At 67.5% G+C, this 24,139-nt stretch carries 20 protein-coding genes; 3 read left to right on the forward strand and 17 right to left on the reverse strand.

Annotated features, from left to right (window positions below; all coding sequences use genetic code 11):
• The 5 genes from JCR33_RS24110 to JCR33_RS24130 all read right to left on the reverse strand — a co-directional run.
• Positions 1-767: SDR family oxidoreductase (locus JCR33_RS24110; RefSeq protein ID WP_198884706.1), on the reverse strand; the 767-nt coding region annotated here is incomplete at its 3' end.
• A 115-nt stretch (positions 768-882) separates the two neighbouring features.
• Complete coding sequence (locus tag JCR33_RS24115; protein WP_198884707.1) at positions 883-2,112, reverse strand: metal-dependent hydrolase family protein; 1,230 nt, start codon at positions 2,110-2,112, stop codon at positions 883-885.
• A 12-nt stretch (positions 2,113-2,124) separates the two neighbouring features.
• Positions 2,125-3,435: a TRAP transporter large permease gene (locus JCR33_RS24120; RefSeq protein WP_198884708.1), complete on the reverse strand. Its 1,311-nt coding sequence runs from the start codon at positions 3,433-3,435 to the stop codon at positions 2,125-2,127.
• 15 nt (positions 3,436-3,450) lie between these two features.
• A complete protein-coding gene (locus tag JCR33_RS24125; protein WP_198884709.1) occupies positions 3,451-3,942 on the reverse strand; it encodes a TRAP transporter small permease in 492 nt (163 codons plus the stop codon).
• A gap of 16 nt (positions 3,943-3,958) precedes the next feature.
• Positions 3,959-5,089 carry a C4-dicarboxylate TRAP transporter substrate-binding protein gene (locus JCR33_RS24130; RefSeq protein WP_198884710.1) on the reverse strand — a complete coding sequence of 377 codons (1,131 nt, stop codon included), beginning with the start codon at positions 5,087-5,089 and terminating at the stop codon, positions 3,959-3,961.
• Between the two features lie 614 nt (positions 5,090-5,703).
• Between JCR33_RS24130 and JCR33_RS24135 the strand changes: the two genes are divergently transcribed.
• Both JCR33_RS24135 and JCR33_RS24140 read left to right on the forward strand, forming a co-directional pair.
• Positions 5,704-6,156 (forward strand): hypothetical protein, encoded by a 453-nt coding sequence (locus tag JCR33_RS24135; protein ID WP_198884711.1) that lies wholly within the window; start codon positions 5,704-5,706, stop codon positions 6,154-6,156.
• 1,545 nt (positions 6,157-7,701) lie between these two features.
• A complete protein-coding gene (locus JCR33_RS24140) occupies positions 7,702-9,078 on the forward strand; it encodes a PIN domain-containing protein (RefSeq protein ID WP_198884712.1) in 1,377 nt (458 codons plus the stop codon).
• A gap of 456 nt (positions 9,079-9,534) precedes the next feature.
• On the opposite strand, the gene pnp is transcribed toward JCR33_RS24140, so the two are convergent.
• The 12 genes from pnp to JCR33_RS24200 all read right to left on the reverse strand — a co-directional run bounded on the left by pnp (position 9,535) and on the right by JCR33_RS24200 (position 22,811).
• A complete protein-coding gene (gene pnp, locus JCR33_RS24145) occupies positions 9,535-11,658 on the reverse strand; it encodes a polyribonucleotide nucleotidyltransferase (protein ID WP_198884713.1) in 2,124 nt (707 codons plus the stop codon).
• 376 nt (positions 11,659-12,034) lie between these two features.
• Positions 12,035-12,304 carry a 30S ribosomal protein S15 gene (gene rpsO / locus JCR33_RS24150; protein ID WP_198884714.1) on the reverse strand — a complete coding sequence of 90 codons (270 nt, stop codon included), beginning with the start codon at positions 12,302-12,304 and terminating at the stop codon, positions 12,035-12,037.
• A gap of 243 nt (positions 12,305-12,547) precedes the next feature.
• Positions 12,548-12,853 (reverse strand): SH3 domain-containing protein, encoded by a 306-nt coding sequence (locus JCR33_RS24155; protein ID WP_198884715.1) that lies wholly within the window; start codon positions 12,851-12,853, stop codon positions 12,548-12,550.
• Positions 12,853-14,010: a tRNA pseudouridine(55) synthase TruB gene (gene truB / locus JCR33_RS24160; protein ID WP_198884716.1), complete on the reverse strand. Its 1,158-nt coding sequence runs from the start codon at positions 14,008-14,010 to the stop codon at positions 12,853-12,855. Before truB ends, JCR33_RS24155 begins: the two co-directional genes overlap by 1 nt.
• Positions 14,003-14,413, reverse strand: a complete 411-nt coding sequence (gene rbfA / locus JCR33_RS24165) for a 30S ribosome-binding factor RbfA (RefSeq protein WP_198884717.1) — start codon at positions 14,411-14,413, stop codon at positions 14,003-14,005. Before rbfA ends, truB begins: the two co-directional genes overlap by 8 nt.
• Before the next feature lie 400 nt (positions 14,414-14,813).
• Positions 14,814-15,146: a hypothetical protein gene (locus tag JCR33_RS24170; RefSeq protein ID WP_198884718.1), complete on the reverse strand. Its 333-nt coding sequence runs from the start codon at positions 15,144-15,146 to the stop codon at positions 14,814-14,816.
• Positions 15,147-15,258: 112 nt separating this feature from the next.
• On the reverse strand, positions 15,259-18,342 hold the full coding sequence (gene infB, locus JCR33_RS24175) for a translation initiation factor IF-2 (protein WP_198884719.1): 3,084 nt from the start codon (positions 18,340-18,342) through the stop codon (positions 15,259-15,261).
• On the reverse strand, positions 18,339-19,109 hold the full coding sequence (locus JCR33_RS24180) for an RNA-binding protein (RefSeq protein ID WP_198884725.1): 771 nt from the start codon (positions 19,107-19,109) through the stop codon (positions 18,339-18,341). Before JCR33_RS24180 ends, infB begins: the two co-directional genes overlap by 4 nt.
• Positions 19,007-20,641, reverse strand: a complete 1,635-nt coding sequence (gene nusA / locus JCR33_RS24185) for a transcription termination factor NusA (protein WP_198884720.1) — start codon at positions 20,639-20,641, stop codon at positions 19,007-19,009. Before nusA ends, JCR33_RS24180 begins: the two co-directional genes overlap by 103 nt.
• Before the next feature lie 233 nt (positions 20,642-20,874).
• Positions 20,875-21,414: a ribosome maturation factor RimP gene (rimP, locus tag JCR33_RS24190; RefSeq protein ID WP_198884721.1), complete on the reverse strand. Its 540-nt coding sequence runs from the start codon at positions 21,412-21,414 to the stop codon at positions 20,875-20,877.
• A 255-nt stretch (positions 21,415-21,669) separates the two neighbouring features.
• A complete protein-coding gene (locus JCR33_RS24195; RefSeq protein ID WP_198884722.1) occupies positions 21,670-22,191 on the reverse strand; it encodes an RNA pyrophosphohydrolase in 522 nt (173 codons plus the stop codon).
• Positions 22,191-22,811 (reverse strand): glutathione peroxidase, encoded by a 621-nt coding sequence (locus JCR33_RS24200; RefSeq protein ID WP_198884723.1) that lies wholly within the window; start codon positions 22,809-22,811, stop codon positions 22,191-22,193. Before JCR33_RS24200 ends, JCR33_RS24195 begins: the two co-directional genes overlap by 1 nt.
• A 516-nt stretch (positions 22,812-23,327) precedes the next feature.
• Here JCR33_RS24200 and JCR33_RS24205 point away from each other — a divergent pair.
• A complete protein-coding gene (locus tag JCR33_RS24205) occupies positions 23,328-24,104 on the forward strand; it encodes a GGDEF domain-containing protein (protein WP_198884724.1) in 777 nt (258 codons plus the stop codon).
• Positions 24,105-24,139 lie beyond the last annotated feature (35 nt).

The following is a 24,139-nucleotide window of genomic DNA, read 5'->3' on the forward strand; positions in this document are numbered from 1 at the left end:
AGGCTGACGGTGATGCCGCCGTCGACGAAGAGGGTGTGCCCGTTGACGAAGCTCGCCGCGTCGGAGGCGAGGAAGATCGCGGCGCCGACGAGCTCCGGCAGCCGCCCCCACCGCCCCTGCGGGGTGCGCTTGGCGAGCCAGGCGGAGAACTCGCCGTCGGCGACGAGGGCGGCGTTGAGCGGCGTGTCGAAGTAGCCGGGCGCGATGGCGTTGACGTTGAGGCCGTGGCGCGCCCAGTCGGTCGCCATGCCCTTGGTGAGGTTGGCGACGGCCCCCTTGGAGGCGGTGTAGGGGGCGATCCCCGGCCGCGCCAGGGCGCTCTGCACCGAGGCGATGTTGACGATCCTGCCCCGGCCGCGGGCGATCATGTGGCGCGCCACCGCCTGGCCGACGTTGAACACGCTCGACACGTTGGTGCGCATCAGCCGCTCGAACGCCTCCGCCTCGAACTCCTCGAGCGGCGCGCGATGCTGCATGCCGGCGTTGTTGACGAGAATGTCGATGGGCCCCGTCGCCGCCTCGTAGCCGTCGACGGCGGCTCTCGCGGCACCGTGATCGGTGGCGTCGAAGCCGAGCGTCGCGACGCTCGCGCCGGCCTCGGCGAGGCGCTCCGCCGCCGAGGCAAGGCGGGCCGCGTCGCGCCCGTTGAGGACTACCGCCGCCCCCGCCTCCGCGAGCCCCTCGGCCAGCGCAAAGCCGATCCCCTGGCTCGACCCGGTTATGAGCGCCGTCCGCCCCGCGAGCGAAAATATCTCCAGCCCCTTCATGGCCCCTCCCCCCGTTCTGTTTGGCGCCGGTCTATGGCGCCCCGGAGGAAAGGGCAATTTCGCCGTGGGGCGGAGAACGAGAACGTCGCCGCCCGCCGGGGCGGCGGCGCGCCGCTCAGTTGAGGAGGTTCTTGTAGAAGGTCCCGCCCTTCATGATGGCGAGGAGGTTCTCCTCCGGTCGGGTCAGAACGGTGATGTCGTCGAGCGGGTTGCCGGCGGAGACGAGCACGTCGCCCCGCGCGCCGGGCTCGATCACGCCGAAGTCGCCGTCGGCCATGAACGCCTCGGCCGCCCCGCAGGTCGCCTGGCGGATGAGGTCCGGCGTCGGCACCACGTCCTTGCGCAGGTTGAACTCGTTCAGCTGATGGCGGTGCATCCGGCCGAGGAGATCGGTGCCGTAGGCCATCTTGACGCCGGCGCGCTGCGCCGTCTCGACGGCGGCGACGCCGGAGCCGAGCACGTCGTCGATCTTCGCCACCATGTCGTCGGACAGGCCGTTCTCGGCCCCCTCCTCCTTGAGCGCGAAGTAGGTGGCAAGGGTCGGCACCAGATAGGCCTCGTGCTTGACGATCTCGGCGCAGCACGCGGCGTCGATGAGGTTGCCGTGCTCGACCGTGCGCACTCCGAGCTCGACGCAGCGGGTGACGGCGCGCGAGGAGTAGGTGTGAGCCATCACGTAACGGTTCGCCATCGCCGCCTCTTCCACCGCGGCGGCGATCTCCTCGCGCGAGAACTGGTCTGAATCGATCCGGTCCGTCGGCGACGACACGCCGCCCGAGGCCATGATCTTAACGTGGTCGCAGCCCCGGCGCAGCTCCTCGCGGGCGGCGCGGCGGACCTCCGGAACCCCGTTCACCACCATGCCCAGCGATGGGTGCTGGTAGCCGACATCGGCGAAGTTCTCGCCCGGCGAGCGCATGTCGCCGTGGCCGCCCGCCGGCGACAGGGCGTGGCCGCAGAAGAGCACGCGGGGGCCGGTGATGTGGCCCTCGTCGACCGCCTTGGCGATACCGAAGTCCGCGCCGCCACCGTCGCGCACGGTGGTGAAGCCGCGCATCAGCATCGCCTCCATGATCGGCGCCGTGCGGGCCATCACGTAGAACGGCGACATGCGGATGAGGGAGGGAAAGCTGGCCGTCACCGCGATGACGTGGACGTGCCCGTCGCACAGCCCCGGCATCAGGATCTTGCCCTTGAGGTCGACGGTCCGATCGGCGGTGGCGGTCGTGATGGGCGTGTCGGCCACCTCCGCGATGCGGCCGTCGCGGATCAGGACGTGCCCGTCCTTCAGCGCTCCGGCACGGGTGTCGAGGATCGACGCGTTGGAGAAGAGGGTGGTCGACATGGGACTATCCAGTCAGTTGAGCATGATGCTGGGCAGCCAGAGGCTGAGGCCCGGCAGGAGGATGATGAGGATCAGGGTGAGAATGTCCATGGCGACGAACCAGCCGACGCCTTTGAACACCTGCGGCAACGTCACGAGATTTCCGAGCGCGCCCTTGATCACGTAGACGTTGAGGCCGATCGGCGGCGTCACCAGGCCGATTTCGAGCAACTTGATGACGATGATGCCGAACCACACGAGGTCGAGCCCGGCACCCTTCACCAGCGGCAGGAGCAGCGGCAGGGTGAGGAGGAGGAGGCCGATGGAATCGATGAACATCCCGAGGACGATGTAGATCACCGACACGGCGAAGAGGATCCACCAGGAATCGGTCGAGACGCCGAGGATGAGGTCGGAGAACTCCTTCGGCACCCGGCTCATGGCGAGGAAGCGGGTGAAGAAGACCGAGCCGATGAGAATGATGAAGATGCCGGTGGTGGAGGCCGCCGCCTTGACGAGCGCGTCGCGGAAGGCGGTCCAGGTCAGCGAGCCGCGCAGCGCCGCGATGAGGCAGGCGACGACGGTGCCGATGGCGCCCGCCTCGGTGGGCGAGAAGTAGCCGAGGAAGATGCCGCCGAGCACCGACACGATGAGGACGGGTAGCGGCCACACGTCCTTCAGCGCGGCGAAGCGCTCGCCCCAGCTCGGGCGGATGTCGTCCTCGCCGGCGAGCGTCGGGGTGATCTTCACCCGCACGATGATCATCATCGCGTAGATCAGCGCCGAGATCAGGCCGGGGATGAAGCCCGCCATGAAGAGCTGGCCGACCGACACCTGCGCATAGACGCCGTAGAGGACGAGGAGGACGCTCGGCGGGATCAGCGAGCCGAGGGTGCCGGAGGCGGCGATGGTGCCGGTGGCGAGGCCCTTGTCATAGCCGCGCTTCAGCATCTCCGGCACGGCGATGCGCGACAGCGCCGCCGCCGTCGCCACCGACGAGCCCGACGCCGCCGCGAAGAAGGCGCAGGCCCCGACGCTCGACACCGCGAGCCCGCCCGGCAGGCGCCACAGGAACAGGCGGATCGCGTGGAAGAGGCCCTGCGTGAGGTTGGTCTCGGTGCAGATGTAGCCCATCAGGAGGAACATCGGCGCCGCGGTGAGCTCCCACTGGCCGACGAAGTCGAACGGCGTCGCCGAGATCATGCCCCAGGCGACGCGGGGGCTCGTCATCACCCCGATGCCGACGATCGAGACCGAGCCCAGCGCGATGCCGATGGGGACGCGGACCGCGACGAGCACCAGGGCGACGACGATGCCGGCGACGCCGATGTCGAAGTTGCTCATCGAAGCTCCAAGGGATCAGAGGGCACGGCGCTCGCCCACGGCCTTCATCAGGTTCGCGAGGGTGGCGAGGCAGGTGGCGCCGAAGGCGAGCGGCAACGCCCACCGCGCCGGCCAGATGTAGAACAGGAAGTTCGACATGATGGTCTCGGCCCGCACCGTCGACTTGTAGGCGTCGAGGCCCGATTGCCAGGCGAGGGCGCCAAAGAAGGCGAAGCCGATCACGCAGGCGAGGACGTAGAAGCCGAGCTGGACCGGCCCGGGCAGAAGCTGCACCAGAACGTCGACGCGGATGTTCTCGTGGTTGCGCTCCACGAAGGCGAGCGGCAGCAGCACCGCCACCACCATGTGGTAGTAGGACACCGTCTCCAGCGTCCCGACCACCTGTTGATGGAAGGCACGCGCGATGACGTCCGCCGTGATGTGCAGCGTCATGGCGACGAGCGCGATGCAGGCGACCGCGAGAAGCACGCGGTCGACCCACATCGAGAAGCGAACGAACCCGTTCATCGCGCGGCCCCGTGGATCAGTCGACGCCGTAGGTCGCCGGGTCGAGCTTGTCGTAGATCTCGGTCTCGATCAGCTCGGTGAGGGCGTCTTCGTCGTTGCGGTCGATGCCTTCGAGGAGGCCATTATACTTGTCGACGGTGGCGCGGAAGGAATCGATGACTTCCTTGCCGTTCTCGAGCCCGTACTTCTCTTCGGCGGTCGTGTAGATGTTGGCGAGGGACTTTTCCTGGAACGCCTTCACCGAGGCGACGAGATCCTCGCCCGGCTCATGGATGGTGTTGCCCTTGGCGGCGGCTTCGTCGAGCGCTTCGTTGGCGCGCTTGGTGTAGTTGATGCCGAGCTGTGCGATGGCGCGGGCCGTCGTCGTCATCAGGATCTTGCGCTGCTCGGGGGTGAGGCTCGCCCAGAAGTCCGGGTTGTAGCCCCAGGCGGGACCCGAATAGTACATGCCCGTCGACAGCGTGGTGGTGTGCGGCGCCACCTCCCAGATCGACCGCTCGATGAGGTCGGAGCCGGCGTTGGAGGCGCAGTCCAGCGTGCCGCGGTCGAGGCCGGAATACATTTCCGACGAGGGTACGTTGACGGGAATGCCGCCGACCTCTTCCACCCACTCCGACACGGTGGAGCCGGCGGTGCGGATGCGCTTGCCCTTGATTTCCTCGAGGTTCGTCACCGGCTCGCGGCAGAACAGGATGTAGGGGGGCGTCGAGTAGCCGCCGAGATAGACGACACCGGTGTCCTTCCACTCGGCGAGCTGGGTGGGGTTGTTCATGGACCAGTCGGTGACGGCGAGCAGCACCGGCAGCGCATCGGAATAGAAGAAGCCGAGCTCCTGCACGGCCATCGCGACCGGCATCTCCGACGGGGTGTAGACGGCCGGGTGGTGGCCCACCTGCACGACGTTGTCGCGGATGCCCTGCAGCGTGGCGCGCGGGGCGAGGAGCACGGTGCCGGTGTAGATGTCGGGCACGAGGTCGCCGCCGGAGGCCTTCTCCACGGCGGGGCCCCAGTCGACGTAGGTGTACTTCGAGAGCGGGTGCTCGGCGTTGTAGAACGAATTGGCGATGAATTCGGTCTGAGCGAAGGCTTGGGGCGCCGCGAGGGTGACGCCGGCGAGCGCGAGAGCGCTCCAGAGGGATCGTGTCATGGTGCTCGTCTCTCCGTCCTAGTGTTCTTGCGATCCGTGCCGCAAAAGGTGCCGTGGTTATGTCGTAAGCACCTTGAGATGTTTTGTCTAACGCTCGCCGCGACCCCACGCCGCGGTCGGCGGAGGGTCGATGGGGTCGACTCCAAGAAGAGCAAGGCCGGGGCCAACTGGGCGCCGGCTCGCCATTTTCACCCCGCCGCGGACCCCGCGGCCGCCGACCCACCGACGAGGTTTGCCCACAAAGGGTTATGCCTCGGTCGAATATCCCGCACGCGGCCCGCGAATTCTATCGATGACGGCGTGTATTTGGGCCGAGAACCGATTGTATTCGCCGCGACAGTGTCGGGCCGGGCGCGGCGGCGGGAATTATTTATTTGATTGTCCGGGGGCGGGGTCGCATCCTTTTGGGGAGGTCGAACGATACCAACGGATAGGGATCGATCATGTACGCCCGCAGAAGCGTCGAAAATCAGTGGATCGACCGGGCGATCGCCAGCGAGATCGCCCGACGCGGCTGAGCGGCGACAGTCCGTCGCCGACGCATCGGTCGCGCCCCGGCGGGGCGCCTTTCTCGGCATCGCCGGCACACTGTCGCCGGCAGCGAAGGCGACACCATGGACCCTCGACATTCCCTCTTCCCGCCCGCCGCCGAGCCCTCGGGGCTCGCGAGCCGGGCCGCGACGGCCGCCCTCTCCCGCGCTCTCGCCGCCCCCGTGCGGCTCGCGGTGTTCCGCCCCGAGGGGCCGGCCTTCCTTCTCGGCACCGACGCGACGCCGGCTCCCTCGCCGGCGCGCCTGTGCCTGCCCGTCGCGATGCCCCGGCTCGGCGAGGCGGGCGCCGGGCGCGATGCCGGTGAGCGCGATGCCGGTGAGCGCGATGACGGCGAGCGCGATGACGGCGAGCGCGATGGCGGCGGGGATGACGGCGGCGAGCGTGACGGCGAGCCCTGCCGCACCGTCGACGGCAAGCTCGTCGCCCGGGTGATCCGCGACCGGCGCGATCCGCACGCGGTCCTGCGCGGGCCCGCCGCCGTCCGCGAGCTCGTCGCCGACGGGATCATCGCCTGAGGCGCGCCCGACGCGACGGCGCCGGGGCGATCCCGCGCGTCCGACGCGCGGCGGTGGCGCGGCGGTGGCGCGGGGCTGTCGCGCCGCCGATATTCTCGGCGCCCGACGCCGTGGCGCGGCCGAGGCTCGCGGCGCGCTGCGACGCGGCACATCTTCGCGGCGCTTCGCGCCATGGCACCGCACACGGTCGCGGCATGCGCCGCTTTGGCCATCGCACACGAGCGCGTCGCGCGGCGTCGTCGTGGCGCTCGTATCCGCGCCGCACGGCTCTGTGGTCGCTGCACACATTCGGGCTGCGCAGCATTGCGGCCGCCGCACAGGTTTCCGCCTCGTGCCATCGTGGCGCCGCCCAGGTTCGGGCTGCGCAGCATTGTGGCCGCCGCACAGGTGCGGGCTGCGCATTATTGCGGCCGCCGCACAGGTTTCCGCCTCGTGCCATCGTGGCGCCGCACAGGTTCGGGCTGCGCAGCATTGTGGCCGCCGCACAGGTTCGGGCTGCGCATTATTGCGGCCGCCGCACAGGTTTCCGCCTCGTGCCATCGTGGCGCCGCACAGGTTCGGGCTGCGCAGCATTGTGGCCGCCGCACAGGTTCGGGCTGCGCATCATTGCGGCCGCCGCACAGGTTTCCGCCTCGTGCCATCGTGGCGCCGCACATGCTCTCGCCGCGCCGCGGTGTGGCGCCGCACAGGTTCGCGCCGCGCGGGCGCTCTGGCGCCGCCGCACGGGTTCGCGCCGCGCGGCGCTGTCGCGCTGCACGGGTGGGAAAGGCGGGACGCAGGGCGGCCCTTGAGAGATTAGAAACGAGCCGCTCTGCGTCCCGTCCTTTCGGCTTTTCGCGGGCGGCGGACCCATCCCCACCGGAACCCCGGTGACCGGCGGCATAGACCTCGGGGTCGACCCTGGCTGTCGCCCGTCCGCGGTGCTCGCCGACGGAAGGTGGGCGCGTCTACTGCCGGCTCCGCCCGGTCCACCGCGTCGGGATCGGGGTCCGTTAGTCCCATCCCCCGGGTGCGGCTGCCGAGCCCTCGATGTCGTGTCGGACGGTCCGGCACGCCTCCCCGCCATCGAGCAGCCCCCGGAAGATGGCACGGGGTATGGGGGGCGGGGATAAGAAATTTGGGGTAGAGTAGCTTGTCGGGTGCGGGGTTCTGGGGATTGGCTCGGAATTCGATGTGTGGGTGCTCAATCTGGCGTCTCGCGGAATCGACCGATTTCGATAGGCGAGAGCGGCCAAACTTGACATTCTTGACTAGCAACTTGCCGCGAACGACGGCTCCGAGCTTATCCTGGGCGTTCGCACGCCGTGCAGCATTGGTGGAGAACGGCGGAAACTGGGCTTTCACTGCAAGCGCACGAGGTATAGCGGTCCAGTAGTAAAGCCGCCATTCACTACGCTTGCGCAACGCTCGCGAAAATCCATAGGTTGAGTTCTGTTATGTCGCCCGTCAACTTCAAGATGCCGCCCGATCACGCGCCACCAACTTTCCCGTATATCCCAACAGGCCGACGCGTAAATAGTGTTTTGAACTGGGAAAGGTCAACCTTTGGACTACAGCAAATACTCTAAAGTTGTGTTCCTGGACGCAAACGTTGTCCTGGAGGGGAGGAAACTTGGCGATCAGCCATGGCGAGAGATTGTTGCTTCAGGGAAAATTTTGCTGCTTTTTGTACCCCAAGTCCTAAAAGAGATTGATAACAAAAAGCGGGATGGTCGACTTGCAAAGCATGCACGGGACTTCAATAGATTAATCGCGCCCGCCGCAGAAACAGGTGACGTTGTTCGATTGGTTAACGGTTCGCCTTTAGTCGACCTGTCACTGGCAGTGACGAACCGCATCGACTGGGACAAGCTTTATGACCTTGATCCCGAGGAACCAGACGCTCGCGTTATCGCACAGGTGCTCAACGAAAAATACACTAATTTTGATGATAGATTGTTTGTAAGTCAGGATATTAACCCCATTGGGATGGCAACTCGCCATGACTTGAACGTGAAGAGATTGCCGGAAAGTTGGTTGCGAGCGGCTGAACCGAGCCCAGATCAACGGAAGATCAACAAGCTCGAGGAGAAGGTTCGGAAGCTGCAGGCCACCGAGCCAGACCTTCAAGTACTGGTACAATTTTTAAGTGAGGAACCATTCAAGCATATTGTATCTTCCGATCTAACTCAAGAACAGAAACATGAATTAAAAGATTCCATAATCGCTAAAAATCCAATAATTTTGCAGAGACAAAAAAGTGCATTCGACTATACTTTTACGCCTGACCCTGACTACAAAAAAAAATATCAGATATGGCAGAATTTAGCAATTCCACACTTCGTCGAATCTCTTATAAATGACATCAATCGCATGTACGCGCAGATGCCAATAGCACTTGAACTCCGCAATGACGGAGCGGTTCAAGCCGAAAACTTAGTTATTCATGTAAACATTGTAAATGGTACGATCTCAGATCGTTGGAACATTGTCCCAAGATACCCTGCCGCCCCGAAACCAGTTGTAGATCGATTTTTCGACGTATTCGATAAATACAATTTAGGTAACGTTATCCCGCAGAACATTGGGCGTCATGAAATGCATTTCGACAAGAATGCCGATGGTGGCGATTCATTTGTGGTTAATTGTCAAGATTTCAGACACGGTCGAAGCTGGGTTTTTAATGCAATCTTAACCGCTGACCCAACAACGACCGACGATGTCGTTCTGATTGTAGATGTCACGGCCTCCAACATGAGGGGAAACAAACAAAAGGTTTTCAAGCTTTCTCACGTTATCGACCCCAAGGAACTGTCATCGATCTACAACATCAGAAGCTTAGAGTTTATAGCTAATCGGCCAATGGAAGAGGAGTTAAAACAGTGGATCAAAGATCGTAACTTCTCCCAGTTCAATTTTTTTAAGTATGATGATGAGGATTGAGCGAGTCTGAGAACTCGCTGTCGCGGCAAATGGCTGATATGTGGGCTGCGCGCGCAGCAACTGATTACCGTGGCGGATGTCGCGTATGGGCCGATCTTCCCAGTTGCCGGTGGGTCAATGAGCGTCTGTCTTATGAGCAACGTTGGCATTGTTGTAGAGGGCTGGGACGGCTGCTGTCCGCTCCCCCCTATTTTGATACCCTCTTACAAACGAATGTTTCTGAGAACATGTGCCAGTGCACCTGTTGGCGCCTAGGCCATGGGTGTGACCTTTCTCAAATTCGTCTCCCGAAACAGCCTCTCTCGAAATTGGGTGTCGTCAACGAATCGAGAGCCGAGCTGGGCGAGCGGCGGAAAGCCCCTCGCCCACACCCCCTCCCCACCCAACCCGCACAAAAAAAACCCGGCCGGGGCTTGGCCCGGCCGGGGTGCGTTGCGGTTGCGCTGGGGGCTGTGACTACGCCGCGTTTTCCGGCTTCAGCTCTTCGCCGGTGTCCTGGTTCACCACCTTCATCGACAAGCGGACCTTGCCGCGCTCGTCGAAGCCCATCAGCTTGACCCAGACCTTCTGGCCCTCCTTGACGACGTCGGAGGACTTCTCGGGGCGGCCCTGCGTCATCTGCGAGATGTGCACGAGACCGTCCTTCGGACCGAAGAAGTTCACGAAGGCGCCGAAGTCCACGACCTTCACGACCGTGCCTTCGTAGATCTCGCCCACTTCCGGCTCGGCGGTGATGCCCTTGATCCAGTTCAGCGCGGCCTTGATGGCCTTGCCGTCGGCGGAGGCCACCTTCACGGTGCCGTCGTCCTGGATGTCGATCTTGGCGCCGGTCTTTTCCACGATCTCGCGGATGACCTTGCCGCCCGAGCCGATGACGTCGCGGATCTTATCGACCGGAATGTTGATCACCTCGATGCGCGGGGCGTACTCGCCGAGCTCGGCGCGGGCCGAGGTGAGCGCCTTCGCCATCTCGCCGAGGATGTGCATGCGCCCGTCCTTGGCCTGGCCGAGGGCGACCTGCATGATCTCTTCGGTGATGCCGTCGATCTTGATGTCCATCTGGAGCGAGGTCACGCCGTTCGCGGAGCCCGCCACCTTGAAGTCCATGTCGCCGAGGTGGTCTTCGTCGCCGAGGATGTCGGAGAGGACCGCGAACCGGTCGCCTTCCTTGATGAGACCCATGGCGATGCCCGCGACCGGAGCCGACAGCGGCACACCCGCATCCATCAGCGCCAGCGACGAGCCGCAGACGGTCGCCATCGAGGAGGAGCCGTTGGACTCGGTGATCTCGGAGACCACGCGCACGGTGTAGGGGAAGTCGTGATGGGCCGGCATCATCGGGTGCACGGCGCGCCAGGCGAGCTTGCCGTGGCCGATCTCGCGGCGGCCGGGGGAACCCATGCGGCCGGTCTCGCCCACCGAGTAGGGCGGGAAGTTGTAGTGCAGCATGAACTGCTGCTTGATCGTGCCTTCGAGGAGGTCGACGAACTGCTCGTCGTCGCCCGTGCCGAGCGTCGCGACCACGAGGGCCTGCGTCTCGCCGCGAGTGAAGAGGGCCGAGCCGTGGGCGCGCGGCAGGATGCCGACCTCGGCCTCGATCGGGCGGACGGTGACGAGGTCACGGCCGTCGATGCGGGTCTTGTCGTCGAGGATCTGGTTGCGGACGATGTCGGCCTCGGCCTTCTTGAAGAGGCCGCCGATGTCCTGCTTGGTGGGGCCGGCTTCGCCGTCGGTGGTGACGAGGGCTTCCACCACCTTCGCCTTCACCGCGTCGATGGCGGCGCGGCGCTCGGCCTTCGCCGGGATCGCGTAGGCGGCCTTGAGGTCGGCGGCGACGATGTCCTTCACCTTGCCGTAGAGCTCGGCGGTGTCGGGCACGGTGTGCGGGCGGGGCTCCTTAGCGGCCTTCTCGGCGAGGCGGATGATCGCGTCGATCACCGGCTGGAAGCCCTTGTGGCCGAACATCACGGCGCCGAGCATCACCTCTTCGGAGAGCTCCTTGGCTTCCGATTCCACCATCAGGACGGCGTCACCCGTGCCGGCGACGACGAGGTCGAGCGCGGTGTCTTCCATCTGGTCGAGGGTGGGGTTGAGGACGTACTCGCCGTCGATGTAGCCGACGCGGGCGCCACCGATCGGGCCCATGAACGGCACGCCCGAGAGGGTGAGCGCGGCCGAGGCGCCGATCATCGCGACGATGTCGGGCTGGGTTTCGAGGTCGTGGGCGAGCGTCGTGATGATGACCTGGGTGTCGTTCTTGTAGCCCTCGGCGAAGAGCGGGCGGATCGGACGGTCGATCAGGCGCGAGGTGAGGACCTCGAGCTCGGACGGACGGCCTTCGCGCTTGAAGAAGCCGCCGGGGATCTTGCCGGCCGCGAACGCCTTTTCCTGGTAGTTCACGGTGAGGGGGAAGAAGTCGAAGCCGGGCTTGGGCTCCTTCTCGGACACCACGGTGGCGAGCACGGTGGTCTCGCCGTAGGTGACCATGACCGAACCGTCGGCCTGACGGGCGACCTTGCCGGTCTCGATGGTGAGGGTACGGCCGCCCCACTCCAACGTCTCTTTTTGAATATCGAACATGACGTGCCTTTCTTGCGTGTCATCGTTCCGGCACGCGGGCGGGCAAGACGACGGGCCCCTGCCCGTCCCTTCGGGGAACGGACAGCGGCCGGCAATCCTGCCCCACGCCGGGGGCCGGTGGCCTTCGTGGCCGGGGGGGCCTTGCACGGCCCTTCGGAGCGGGGCGGATGCTCCGTCGTGGGAGCCGTCCGCCCGCGCGCTATCTGGGCGCCGGCGCCCTCACCGCACCTGAAGCGAGGGAGGGCGACGCCCGGTGGTGGGCGCCCTCCCCCGCTTCAGGTGCGGCGGGGGCGCCGTCGATGGTGCGGCCAGGCATGGGGTCCATGCGGCGCGCCGTCGTGAAAGAGGCCGCGGTGCGGCCTCCCGAAGATCCGCCTTAGCGGCGCAGGCCGAGGCGCTGAATCAGGCTCTGGTAGCGCTCGACGTCCTTGCCCTTGACGTAGTCGAGCAGGTGGCGGCGCTGGCTGACGAGGCGCAGCAGACCACGGCGCGAGTGGTTGTCCTTCGCGTGGGTCTTGAAGTGCTCGGTCAGGTTGACGATGCGCTCGGTGAGGATCGCGACCTGGACCTCGGGGGACCCGGTGTCGCCTTCCTTGGTGGCGTATTCCTTGATGAGCTCCTGGCGACGCTCGGTAGTGATCGACATCATGCTCTCCTTCGTGGTTCGAGAAACGCGACGGGCCGGGATGTCGGCCAGCCCGCGCGGGACGCTTTGCGGCGATCGCCTTCGAGAAGGCGGGATGCCCGAGTGCCGCAGAGGCGGAACGCCGGGATGCAGCAAAGGCGGAACGCATATAAGCGAGAACGCCGCCGCGGCCAAGCCGCGCCGGGGTCCCGCATCAGCGATCGGGTCGAATAGCGACGCGCCACATGTGCGGCGCGCCCCGCTCTAATGACAGATGAGGTCGCGCGTGTACACCCATCCATAATATTGGTTGTGGCGCGGCGGCTTGATGCGGATCCACAGATCGGCGCGGGCGCTGAAGGGCACGTCGATCACCTCGACCTCCATGCCGGCGGGCAGGATCCCGTTCACCGTGCTGGCCGGGGCGAGATAGATCTCGATGGGCCGGCCGGTGAGGCAGACCGACGGGCTCGCCGGCTGCGGCAGGATCACGATGGGCCCGCGCGGCAGATCCGCCGCCAGCGCAGGGCCGGCGAGGATCATCGCGAGGAGGACGAGGAGGTGGCGCATCAGTTGGGTCCGGTGTCTGGGCTCGCCGGCTGGGCGTCGGGGATAGGCGCCGAATCTATGTGCGTGGAATCCATGGGCGTGGATTCCATGGGCATAGAATTCGCCGGCGCTGGACCGACGGGCACCGTGAGCCGGCGGCGGGGGTTGCGGAACACCCGGACAGGATAGAGCTCGCCGGCTTGCGCGGAGCAGAGGGCGACGAGATCGCCGCCCAGCATGGCCCGGATGTCGCCGCTCGGCACAAGCCTCGGGTCAGCGAGATCGCCGGGGCGCAGCAGCGTGCTCTGGCCGCGGCGCAGGCGGCCGGCGGCGTTGCGGTCGATCTCGATGGCCGGCAGGTCGAGGAGCGCGTCGGAGGGGCGGCGCAGCACGCGGTCGACGGCGGCCTGCGGATCGTCCGCCGCGAGGGCGCGCAGATCCTCCAGCGTGATCATGTCGGCCGCGCCGAACGGGCCGACGCGGGTGCGCCGCAGCGCCGAGACGTGACCGCGCGTGCCGAGCGCCTCGCCGAGATCGCGGGCGATGGAGCGCACGTAGGTGCCCTTGCCGCAGTCCGCTTCGAGGGTGACGCTGTCGGCCGCCGGCTCGCCGACGATCTCGAGGCGCGTGATGGTGACGATGCGCGGCTTCAGCTCCACCACCTCGCCCTCGCGGGCGAGATCGTAGGCGCGCTGACCGTCGATCTTGATCGCCGAGTAGCGCGGCGGCACCTGGCTCACCTCGCCGATGAAGGCGCCGAGGGCGGCCTCGATGGCCTCGCGCGTCGGGCGCACGTCGGAGGTGGCGATCACCGTGCCGTCGGAATCGTCGGTGTCGGTGGCCGCGCCCCAGGTGACGGTGAAGCGGTAGGTCTTCGCCCCGTCGACGACGAAGGGGACCGTCTTCGTCGCCTCGCCGAGCGCCAGCGGCAGAAGGCCGGAGGCGAGCGGGTCGAGGGTGCCGGCATGGCCCGCCTTCTGCGGCAGGAAGAGCCGCTTCACCGCGGCGAGCGCCTGGGTGGAGGTGAGGCCGATCGGCTTGTCGAGGATGATCCAGCCGTCGAGCGCGTTCTTGGGCTTGCCGCGGCGCGGGCCCTTGCCGCGGGCGCGGCCGGGGATGGGGCCGCGCGGCGGCCGCGCGTCGGTCGCGACGTCGGTGAGGTCGAAGGTCCTAACCATGGTTCGCCTCCCCGTCTTCATCGTTGGCGAGGTCGTCTTTGGCGAGGTCGTCGGCGACCTTCGGCTCGGCGAGCATCGTGCGCATCTTGTCGTCGTCGTCGAAACGGGTGTCGAGGCGGAATCTCAATTCAGGCATGTACTTCAGTTGGCGGATCTGTTTGGAGAGCTCGCCACGCAGATGACGCGCGGAACGGGCGAGCGCCTTGACGGTGCGCTCCCCGTCCTCGCCGCCGAGCGGCATGACGTAGACGGTGGCGATCTTGAGGTCGGCCGACATGCGGACCTCGGGGATCGTGATCGGGCGGCGATCGAGCTCGGGATCATAGGTGCCGCCGCGCATCAGAATATCCGACAGCGCGTGGCGCACGAGCTCGCCGACGCGGAGTTGGCGTTGGGATAGCATTTGGGTCTCTCGCTTCGCCGGGATCGGACCGGCTGTTCTCTTCACTTGTCTCGCAGCGCGGGGCTGCGTCCTCACCTTCGAGCGCACCCGTCGGAGTGGTCCGGCGGGTACGCTCTCGTTCGTTCGATCCCGCCCGCGGACGGGCCGCGAACGGGGTGTTCAGGAGCGGTTGCGCGCCTCGAGCATGCGAATGATCAGCTCGTGTTGCGCTTCGATCCGCTTCATCCTCTCCTCAAGGTCGACGATCCGCGGATGATCGGCCGCCTGGACCGAAATCAGCCGATCGAGAGTCCGCTCGAATGTGAGGATGTTGCGGGCGAACCGAAGGATCCGGCGGCGCAGCGCCGCCCAATCATCGTTCGGCTCGCTGCGTCCGGGTTCCTCCGTTATCGCCGAGGGGCTAGTGCCCCGCGACTTTGTCGGGAAGCCGGTCCGCTTCGAGCGTGGCCAGGATCCGGCCCCATCGCTGGTGATGGGTCTCGACCGAGGCCGAGATCCGGTCCATGGCGTCGAGAAGCTCGTCATCCTCGCGCAAGGCTCGGAGAAAAGCTTCGTCGACCAACGGGCTCGGGGGATCGCCGGCGGCATTGGCCGGTTCCTCCCACAGGCGCCCTGTCCGCCCGATCAGGGAACGAACAAGGGCAAGGGCCTCGGCGCTCTCCCGCTGGAAAGCACTGAGCCGCGTCTCAAGCGACTGGAGGTTCGAAAGCTCCTCGTTCGCCCTGACACTCATCTCTCAAACCCTCGCCCCGTGTTCCGATCCCCGTGTCGCGAGCGTCGCGCTCGGAGCGCCCCGACGGGGGGCATCCTCCCACTATAGGAAGGGCTCCCCCCTCCTACAATGCTCAGGCGAGGGTGCGCTCCACCTCCTCGACGCGGAAGCACTCGATGACGTCGCCTTCGCGAATGTCCTCGTACTTCTCGAAGGCCATGCCGCATTCCTGACCGGACTGCACGTCCTTCACCTCGTCCTTGAAGCGCTTGAGCGTCTTCAGGGTGCCTTCGTGGATCACGACGTTGTCGCGCAGGAGGCGGACGCCGGCACCGCGCTCCACGATGCCTTCCGTCACCCGGCAGCCGGCGACCTTGCCGACCTTGGTGATGTTGAAGACCTGGAGGATCTCGGCGTAGCCGATGAACGTCTCGCGGCGCTCCGGCTTCAGCATGCCGGACATCGCAGCCTTCACGTCGTCGATCAGGTTGTAGATGATCGAGTAGTAGCGGATCTCGACGCCGGCGCGCTCGGCCGCCTCGCGCGCCTGCTTGTTGGCGCGGACGTTGAAGCCGATGATCACGCCGCCGGTGGCCGCCGCGAGGGTCACATCCGACTCGGTGATGGCGCCGACGCCCTGGTGCAGGATGCGGGCGGCCACCTCGTCGGTGTTGAGCTTTTCGAGCGCGCCGACGATCGCTTCCACCGAGCCCTGCACGTCGCCCTTGAGGACGATCGGGAACTCGGAGACGCCCTGCTGCTGCAGGTTCGACATCATCTGCTCGAGGCTCATCGCCGTGGACGGCGCGGCCGACGTCTCGCGCTTCAGACGGTCGCGATACTCGGAGATCTCGCGGGCGCGGCCCTCGCTCTCGACGACCACGAACTGGTCGCCCGCCTCCGGCGTGCCGTTGAGGCCGAGGACCTCGACCGGCATCGACGGACCCGCGTCCTTCACCCGCTCGCCCTGATCGGTGATCAGCGCGCGGACCTTGCCCCACTCGGTGCCGGCGATGATGATGTCGCCGACATTGAGGGTGCCCTGCTGGACGAGGACGGTCGCCACCGCGCCGCGGCCCTTGTCGAGCTGCGCCTCGATGACCGTGCCCTGAGCCTCGCGGTCGGGGTTCGCCTTGAGCTCCAGGAACTCGGCCTGCAGCAGACAGGCTTCGAGCAGCTTGTCGAGGTTGGTGCCCTTGAGGGCCGACACCTCGACGTCCTGCACGTCGCCCGACAGCGACTCCACCACCACGTCGTACTGGAGGAGGTCGGTGCGCACGCGGTTGGGGTCGGCGCCCGGCTTGTCGATCTTGTTGATGGCGACGATCATCGGCACGCCCGCCGCCTTGGCGTGGCTGATCGCCTCCGCCGTTTGCGGCATGACGCCGTCGTCGGCCGCCACCACCAGGATGACGATGTCGGTCGCCTTGGCGCCGCGGGCGCGCATCTGGGTGAACGCGGCGTGGCCCGGCGTGTCGAGGAAGGTGATCTTCTCGCCGTTCAGCTCGACCTGATAGGCGCCGATGTGCTGGGTGATGCCGCCCGCCTCGCCGGACACGACGTTGGCGTGGCGGATCGCGTCGAGCAGGCTCGTCTTGCCGTGGTCGACGTGGCCCATGATGGTGACCACCGGCGGCCGCGGCACGGCGTGCTCGAGGTCCATGTCGCGCTCGTCGAACAGGCCGGTTTCGACGTCGGCCTCGGAGACGCGCTTCACCGTGTGGCCGAACTCGGTCACCACCAGCTCCGCCGTGTCGGCGTCGATGATGTCGGTGATCTTGTGCATCTGCCCCTGCTTCATCAGGAGCTTGATCACGTCCACACCCCGCTCGGACATGCGCGAGGCAAGGTCCTGGATCGAGATGGCGTCGGGGATCGTCACTTCACGCATAACTTTTTCGCGCGGGCCGGACCGGGTGCCGCGCTTTTCCTTTTCGCGACGGCGGCGCAGAGCCGCGAGGGAGCGGCCACGCTCGGAATCGTCCTCGAGCGCCGTCGTAATGGTCAGCTTGGTGCGCCGGCGGTCGTCGCCCTTGGTGGCCGTCTTGGTCGGCGTCGCGCGGGCCTTCTTGGCCTTGGCCGACGCCGCCTCGTCCTCCTCGAGCTCCTTCGCCGTCTTGCGCCGGGCGGGCGTCGCCGCCCGCGAGCCGCGCGCCTCGCCCTCGGCCGGGGCGGCCGACGCATCGGCCGCCTGGTTGGCCTCGGCGGTGGCCGCGGCCGCGGCTTCCGCCTCGCGCTTGGCGGCGAGCGCCTCCTCGGCCTTGCGGCGGGCCTCCTCACGCTCGCGGCGGAGCTCCGCCTCGGCGAGCTCGCGCTTGGCCTGCTCGATGGCCTCGCGCTCGCGAACCTGCTCTTCCTCGGCGCGGCGGCGCTGCTCGCCTTCCTGCGAGCGGGCCATGGCGAGGGCGCGGGCACGCGCCTCCTGCTCGGCCTTCGACAGGGTGCGATGGACCTGACCGCCGCCGGGGCGACGCTGCTGCTGCTGACCGCGGTCGCCACCCGAGCGCTCGGACGAGCGGCCGCCCTGATGGCGGTCGCGGTCGCCGCCGCGCTCGTGACCACGGTTGCGATCCCGGTCCCGATCCCGACCGTCGCGGGCTTCGCGATTGTCGCGCTCGGGGGTGCCGGAGCGTGCCTGCTGGCCGCCGCGGGGTCCCGGGGACGAGGCGAGCGAGGAGCGGCGACGCTGGCCGGAGTCGGGGGCCGGCGCCGACGGCGCCTTCACCTCGGCGCGGCCGATGATGCGCGGGCGGCGCGGCATGTTGAGGGCCTGCGCGGCGAGCTCCTCGGCGCTCAGCGGCGCCTCCTTGCCGGACGGGGCGGCCGCGGGCGACGCCGAAGGCTCGGCGGCGGGGGCCTGGCCGTGAACCGGGGCCTCGCTGCGCGGAGCCTCGACGGGGCTCGCCTCGGCCTGCGCCGGCGTGGCGGCGGCGGGCGTCGCGGGCTGCGCCGGTGCGGACGCGGACTGCGGCGACGAGGGTTGCTGCGGCGCGGGCTTGCGCGCCTCGGGAGCGGCGGGTGCCGCCTGCGTCGGCGCAGGCGTCCCTTCGCTGCCGGGCACCATCACGCGCCGCTTCTTCTTCTCCACAACCACCGACTTGGTCCGGCCATGGGAGAAGCTCTGGCGCACCGTCCCTTTCTCCACGCCGCCGCGTCGCAAGGAGAGAGTCTTCTTGCGGCCGCCAACCTGTTCGCCGGTGTCGTTCGTTTCGCTCATACTGCCAATGGTCCTGCGAACGTGTGTTCGTCGGGCTGATGTTCGCGATGGGGTACGGAGCGGGTCCCGCCATTTCTGTAGGCGTGCAAGCGCTCAGTATCCGTCAAGAAGAGTTCGCTAAGTCGACCGGGAGCGAGTGCGGCAAAAACCACACGCTCGCGCCCCAAGGTGCTCTCCAGCTCAATGGAAGAAAACCCGTCGACCACGTTCCGCTTGTTATGGAGATCGCAAGCCTTTTTGGCAAGCGTCTCTAGCTTCTGTCGACTGTCTGCCGCCGCATCGGCGGCGACGATGAGGCCGACGGTGCGAGCCTCGGAGAGAACGGCCCGCACCTTTTCGAAGCCGGCCGTGACCAGGCCGGCCTTGTGGGCCATGGCGAGACGCTCAAGCGCGGCGCGGCGCAACAGCCGCTCCACCTCGTCGGCGAGCCCGTCGGACGCCGCAACCTGCGCCTTGAAGCCGCGGGCGAAGGCCCGCTTCGTCACGGCCGACGCAACACTGTCATGCGTGGCGTCGATCCAGACGCCACGCCCCGGCAGACGCCGCCGGATATCGGGTACGACCGAGCCGTCGGGCGCGAGGACGAAGCGGATCATCGTCTCCGGCGGCCCGCTCCGACGGGTCAGCGCGCAGGTGCGCGTGGGGGGCTTCTCGCGGCGTCGTGTCAGCTCAGGCGCTCCAGATTGGGGTCTTCGTCGGCCTCGCCTTCGTCGTCGTCCGCCGCTTCGGCGTCCCCGCCGCCGGCAAGGTCCGCCTCGGTGATCCAGCCGGCGGCGACGCGGGCCGCCATGATCATCTCTTCGGCATCGGTCCGGGACACGCCGAACTCGGCGAGCGGCCCGGTATGCCGCACGGTCTCGGTGCCGCGCTTCTCGACCCAGCCCACCAGATCGTCGGGGACGGAGCCGGCGAAATCTTCCAGATTCATCACGTCGTCCTTGCCGAGCGCCACCATCATCGCGGTGGTGAGGCCGGGGACCTCGCGCAGGTCGTCGTCGACGCCGAGCTCGCGCCGGGCCTCGTCGGCCTGCCGCTCCATCTCTTCGAGATGCTCGCGGGCGCGGGCCTGGATCTCCTCGGCGGTCTCCTCGTCGAAGCCCTCGATGGAGGCGATCTCGTCGAGATCGACGTAGGCGACCTCCTCCATGGAGGTGAAGCCTTCCGAGGCGAGGAGCTGGCCGACCACCTCGTCGACGTTGAGGCCGTCGACGAAGAGCTGGGTGCGCTCCTGGAACTCCTTCTGGCGGCGCTCCGATTCCTCGGCCTCGGTCAGGATGTCGATGTCCCAGCCGGTGAGCTGGGAGGCGAGGCGCACGTTCTGGCCGCGCCGGCCGATGGCGAGCGAGAGCTGGTCGTCGGGCACCACCACCTCGATGCGCTCCGAATCCTCGTCGAGCACCACCTTGGCGACCTCGGCCGGCTGCAGCGCGTTGACGATGAAGGTGGCGGCGTCGGGCGACCAGGGGATGATGTCGATCTTCTCGCCCTGGAGCTCCTGCACCACCGCCTGCACACGGCTGCCGCGCATGCCGACGCAGGCGCCGACGGGATCGATGGAGGAATCGTTGGAGATGACGGCGATCTTGGCCCGGCTGCCCGGGTCGCGGGCGACCGACTTCACCTCGATGACGCCGTCGTAGATCTCCGGCACTTCCTGGCGGAACAGCATCGCCGTGAACTGCGGATGGGTGCGCGACAGGAAGATCTGCGGCCCGCGCGGCTCGCGCCGCACGTCGGCGATGTAGGCGCGGATGCGGTCGCCGGGGCGGAACACCTCGCGCGGGATCAGCTGGTCGCGGCGGCAGATCGCCTCGCCGCGGCCGAGATCGACGATGACGTTGCCGTACTCGACGCGCTTGACGATGCCGTTGATGACCTCGCCGACGCGGTCGCGATATTCCTCGTACTGGCGGTCGCGCTCGGCCTCGCGGACCTTCTGCACGATCACCTGCTTGGCCGACTGGGTGGCGACGCGGCCGAACTCGATGGGCGGCAGCGGATCGGCGATGAAATCGCCGACGCGGGCATCGGGGTTCTTCGCCAGCGCATCGGCGAGAGCGATCTGGGTCGCCGGGCTCTCCACCTCGTCGACCACGAGCATCAGGCGCTGAAGCCGCGTCTCGCCGCTCTTGGGATTGATCTCGGCGCGGATCTCGGTCTCCTGACCGTAGCGGGCGCGGGCGGCCTTCTGGATGGCGTCTTCCATCGCCTCGATGACGATGGCCCGATCGATCTGCTTCTCACGCGCCACCGCATCGGCGATCTGCAACAATTCCAGCTTGTTTGCGCTGACTGCCATGGTTGTTCCTGTCACGCGGGGCGCGGCCCCAGATCTCTGCCGAGGGGCGGTGCCCCAAAATCACTCGAGGGCGGTGCCCCAAAAATCACTCGAGGGCGGTGCCCCAGCTCGCTCCGTCGGCGGGGGCGTCCCCTGCCGGCTGAACCGTCCGCGAACGAGGCCGCCGCGAACAGCATCATTGTGTCACGGGTCGCCGGACGACCCCACCGCCGCGCCGACGCGCGGGCGGCAAATCAGTTCATCGCCGCCGCCTTCTTGCCGGCCTTCAACGACTGCTCCACGAGCGCATCGGTGAGGACGAGGCGGGCGTCGGAAATTTCGCCAAGCGGCAGCCACACCTTCTCCCCGCCGAGATCGGCGAGGCGGACGCCGACGGTCTCCCCGTCGACGCCGAGCAGGATGCCGCGGTAGCGGCGCCGCCCGTCGATCGGCACGGCGGTCTCGAGCTTCGCCTCGTGGCCGGACCAGCGCGCGAAATCCTCGACGCGGACGAGCGGCCGGTCGATGCCGGGCGAGGAGACCTCCAGATGGTAGGCCTTGCCGATCGGATCGTCGACGTCGAGCGCCGGCGAGATGGCATGGCTGATCGCCTCGCAATCCTCGATGGTGAGGGTGCCGTCGGCCCGCTCCGCCATCACCTGCACGGTGCAGCCGTTCTGGCCCGTGACGCGCACGCGCACCAGGCGGAAGCCGAGCGCGTCGAGGCTCGGCGCCACGATGCGCGCCACGCGGGCGTCGAGCCCTGTCTCGGTGATCAGCCGGTCGTCCTGCACGTCGCGGACCTCATGTCGTCGGCGCGGCCGGCGGGCCGGCACGCGTCAGTCTCGGAGCGGGAGGCACAAATGCCGGTTGGGCCGGCCCCTCCGCGGAGCCAACCCGGCATGCCATCCAACAAACCTCGGTATGAGGTTCTAGATAACGCGGGGCGACGGTTCACGCAAGGGGCCGTCGCCACCCTGAGCCCTCTCCCTGAACCTCCCCGCGCGTCCGTGCGCGCACGTGGCCGCGCGCACGCGACAGACCACGCGTCAGACGGCGATGTCGCCCTGCTGGGGCTGCGCGTAGGGGGCGAACGCGGTCACGACGTGCTCGTAGACGGGGCGCTTGAAGGGCACCACCACCTCCGGCGTCGTGTAGAGATCCTCCCACTTCCAGCGGCAGAACTCCATCTGATGGCCGTCGGGCGGCTCGGTGACGTTGATCTCCTTCTCCGAGCCGTCGAAGCGGAAGGCGAACCAGCGCTGCGCCTGCCCGCGATAGCGGCCGCGCCACACGGCGAGATCCTTCGGCAGATCGTAATGGAGCCAGCCCTCCACCTCGCCGAGGAAGGAGACGGAGCGGATGCTCGTCTCCTCGTAGAGCTCGCGATGGGCGGCATCGAGGGCCTTCTCGCCGTCGTCGATCCCGCCTTGCGGCATCTGCCAGGAGAATTTGGGGACGACGCCGCGGGACGCCCGCTTGCCGAGGAAGACGCGACCGTCGGGCCCGAAGAGGGCGATGCCGACGCACGGACGATAGCCCTTGCCGGGCTTCTTGCGCAGCACGTCCATCACAGTGCCGGCGTCGCGAGGGCGCGCCCCACGGCGGCCTCCACCTCGGGCGCCCGGGGCGACACGAACGAGGGGAAGGCGGCGACGAAGCGCCCGTCCCGACCGATCAGGATCTTGTGGAAGTTCCACGCGGGCACGGCCGCGCGCCCGCCGGCCTGCCGCGCCCACTGAAACAGCGGGTGGGCCGCTTTGCCGGTAACCTTGGCCTTCTGAAGCATAGGAAAGGACACCCTGTAGGTGGAGGTGCAGAACTGGGCGATCTCGGCGTTGCTGCCGGGCTCCTGGCCGCCGAAATCGTTGGACGGCACGCCGAGGACCACGAGGCCGGCACGGCCTTCCTCGCGCCACAGCGCCTCGAGCCCATCATATTGGGGCGTGAAGGCGCAGCGCGAGGCGGTGTTGACGAGGAGCACGACGCGGCCGGCGAACCGGCCGCCGTCGACGGGCTCGCCGTGAATATCGGTGAGGCGAAGGCTCTGCCACGCCAGCGGGGCGACGGTGTCGGCGTGCCCGCGGGCGGTGAGCGAGGCGACCAGGGCGAGGGCGAGCCCGGCGGCGGCGGCGATCCCGGTGCCACCGGTGGCGATGCCCCTCCTGCCGGCGGTGAGCGCCCGCCTCATCGCCCGCCCGAGGGGCGTGTGGCAGAGCGGATCGGGGGACGATGCGGACGGCGAGCGACCGCCGCCCGACGCAGCTCGACATGGATCATGAAAGCCTCATCGCACCGGGACGGCCGACGGTGCCGGCGCACGCGCCCTGCCGAGGGAAGCGACGAGCCCCTCCCTCCGCGGTGCGATCGCGGCCCCCGAGAGCCATCCGATTTCAGCGACATATAACAAAACGATCATAAAATTGCCGAAACGAGACGTCACGGCAAGAGAGTCGACCGCGCATTCCCGGCATCGGGCCGCCGGGCGGGCCGGACGCCGCGCGGCGCCGGCATTCGGCCGGAACACCAGGTTGTGCCTCAGCGTTACCGCAATCACGACATAGATGCGCGATATGGCCACCTCGCCTTCGGTCCCGTGATGCCAGCGGCGCAGGAGGCGAGACGACAGCGAGCGACGCCACCTAAGTCATCGGCGCGCGCGGATCGGACGGCGCGAACGGAACGGCACGACGAAGAGGTCCCCATCTTGCGATCACTCCCCACTCGCCGCTCCATCATCATCCACGCGTGGCCACTCGCGATCCTCTTCGCCATCGTTCTGACCCTCTTCCTCCTCGCGCTCGAGTTCGACCTCGCCTTCCATTCGCACGATCGCTCGGCGGACGCGGTGCGGCTCGAGATCGAGGAGGTGCTGATCCTCGCGACCATCCTAGTGTTCGGGCTGATCGTCTACGCGCTGTGGCGGGTGAAGGCCTACGAGCAGGAGCTGAAGAAGCGCCTCGCGGCGGAGACGCAGGCGCGCCAGGCGCTGGAGCTCGCCTTGCTCGATCCGCTGACGGGCCTCGCCAATCGCCGCCACTTCGAGGAGATCTTCCACGCCGCGGCCGAGACGGGACCGATCGACCGGCACGCGCTGATGCTCCTCGACCTCAACGACTTCAAGACGATCAACGACACCCACGGCCATCCGGCCGGCGACGCGGTGCTGCAGGTGATCTCGGAGCGGCTGCGGCAGGCGACGAAGGCGGGCGACATGGTGTCCCGCCTCGGCGGCGACGAGTTCGCCGTGGTCGCCTTCAACATGATCGACCACGACGACGCCCACTCCGTCGCCCAGCGCCTGATGGAGGGGATCGAGCAACCGATCGTGATCGAGGGCACGCGCTTCGACACGTCGGTGAGCATCGGCTTCACTCTGTTTCCGGAAAAGGGCGTGGCGCCGACGGAGATCTACTCCCGCGCCGACGAGGCCCTCTATGCGGCGAAGGCGAAGAAGGCGGAGCGCCTCATCGTCCGCCGCTAGAGTATCCGTGTTGATCAAGCGCCGTGTTTAGCCCA

Origin of the sequence: Acuticoccus mangrovi (assembly GCF_016411865.1) — a bacterium.
Classification (GTDB): domain Bacteria; phylum Pseudomonadota; class Alphaproteobacteria; order Rhizobiales; family Amorphaceae; genus Acuticoccus; species Acuticoccus mangrovi.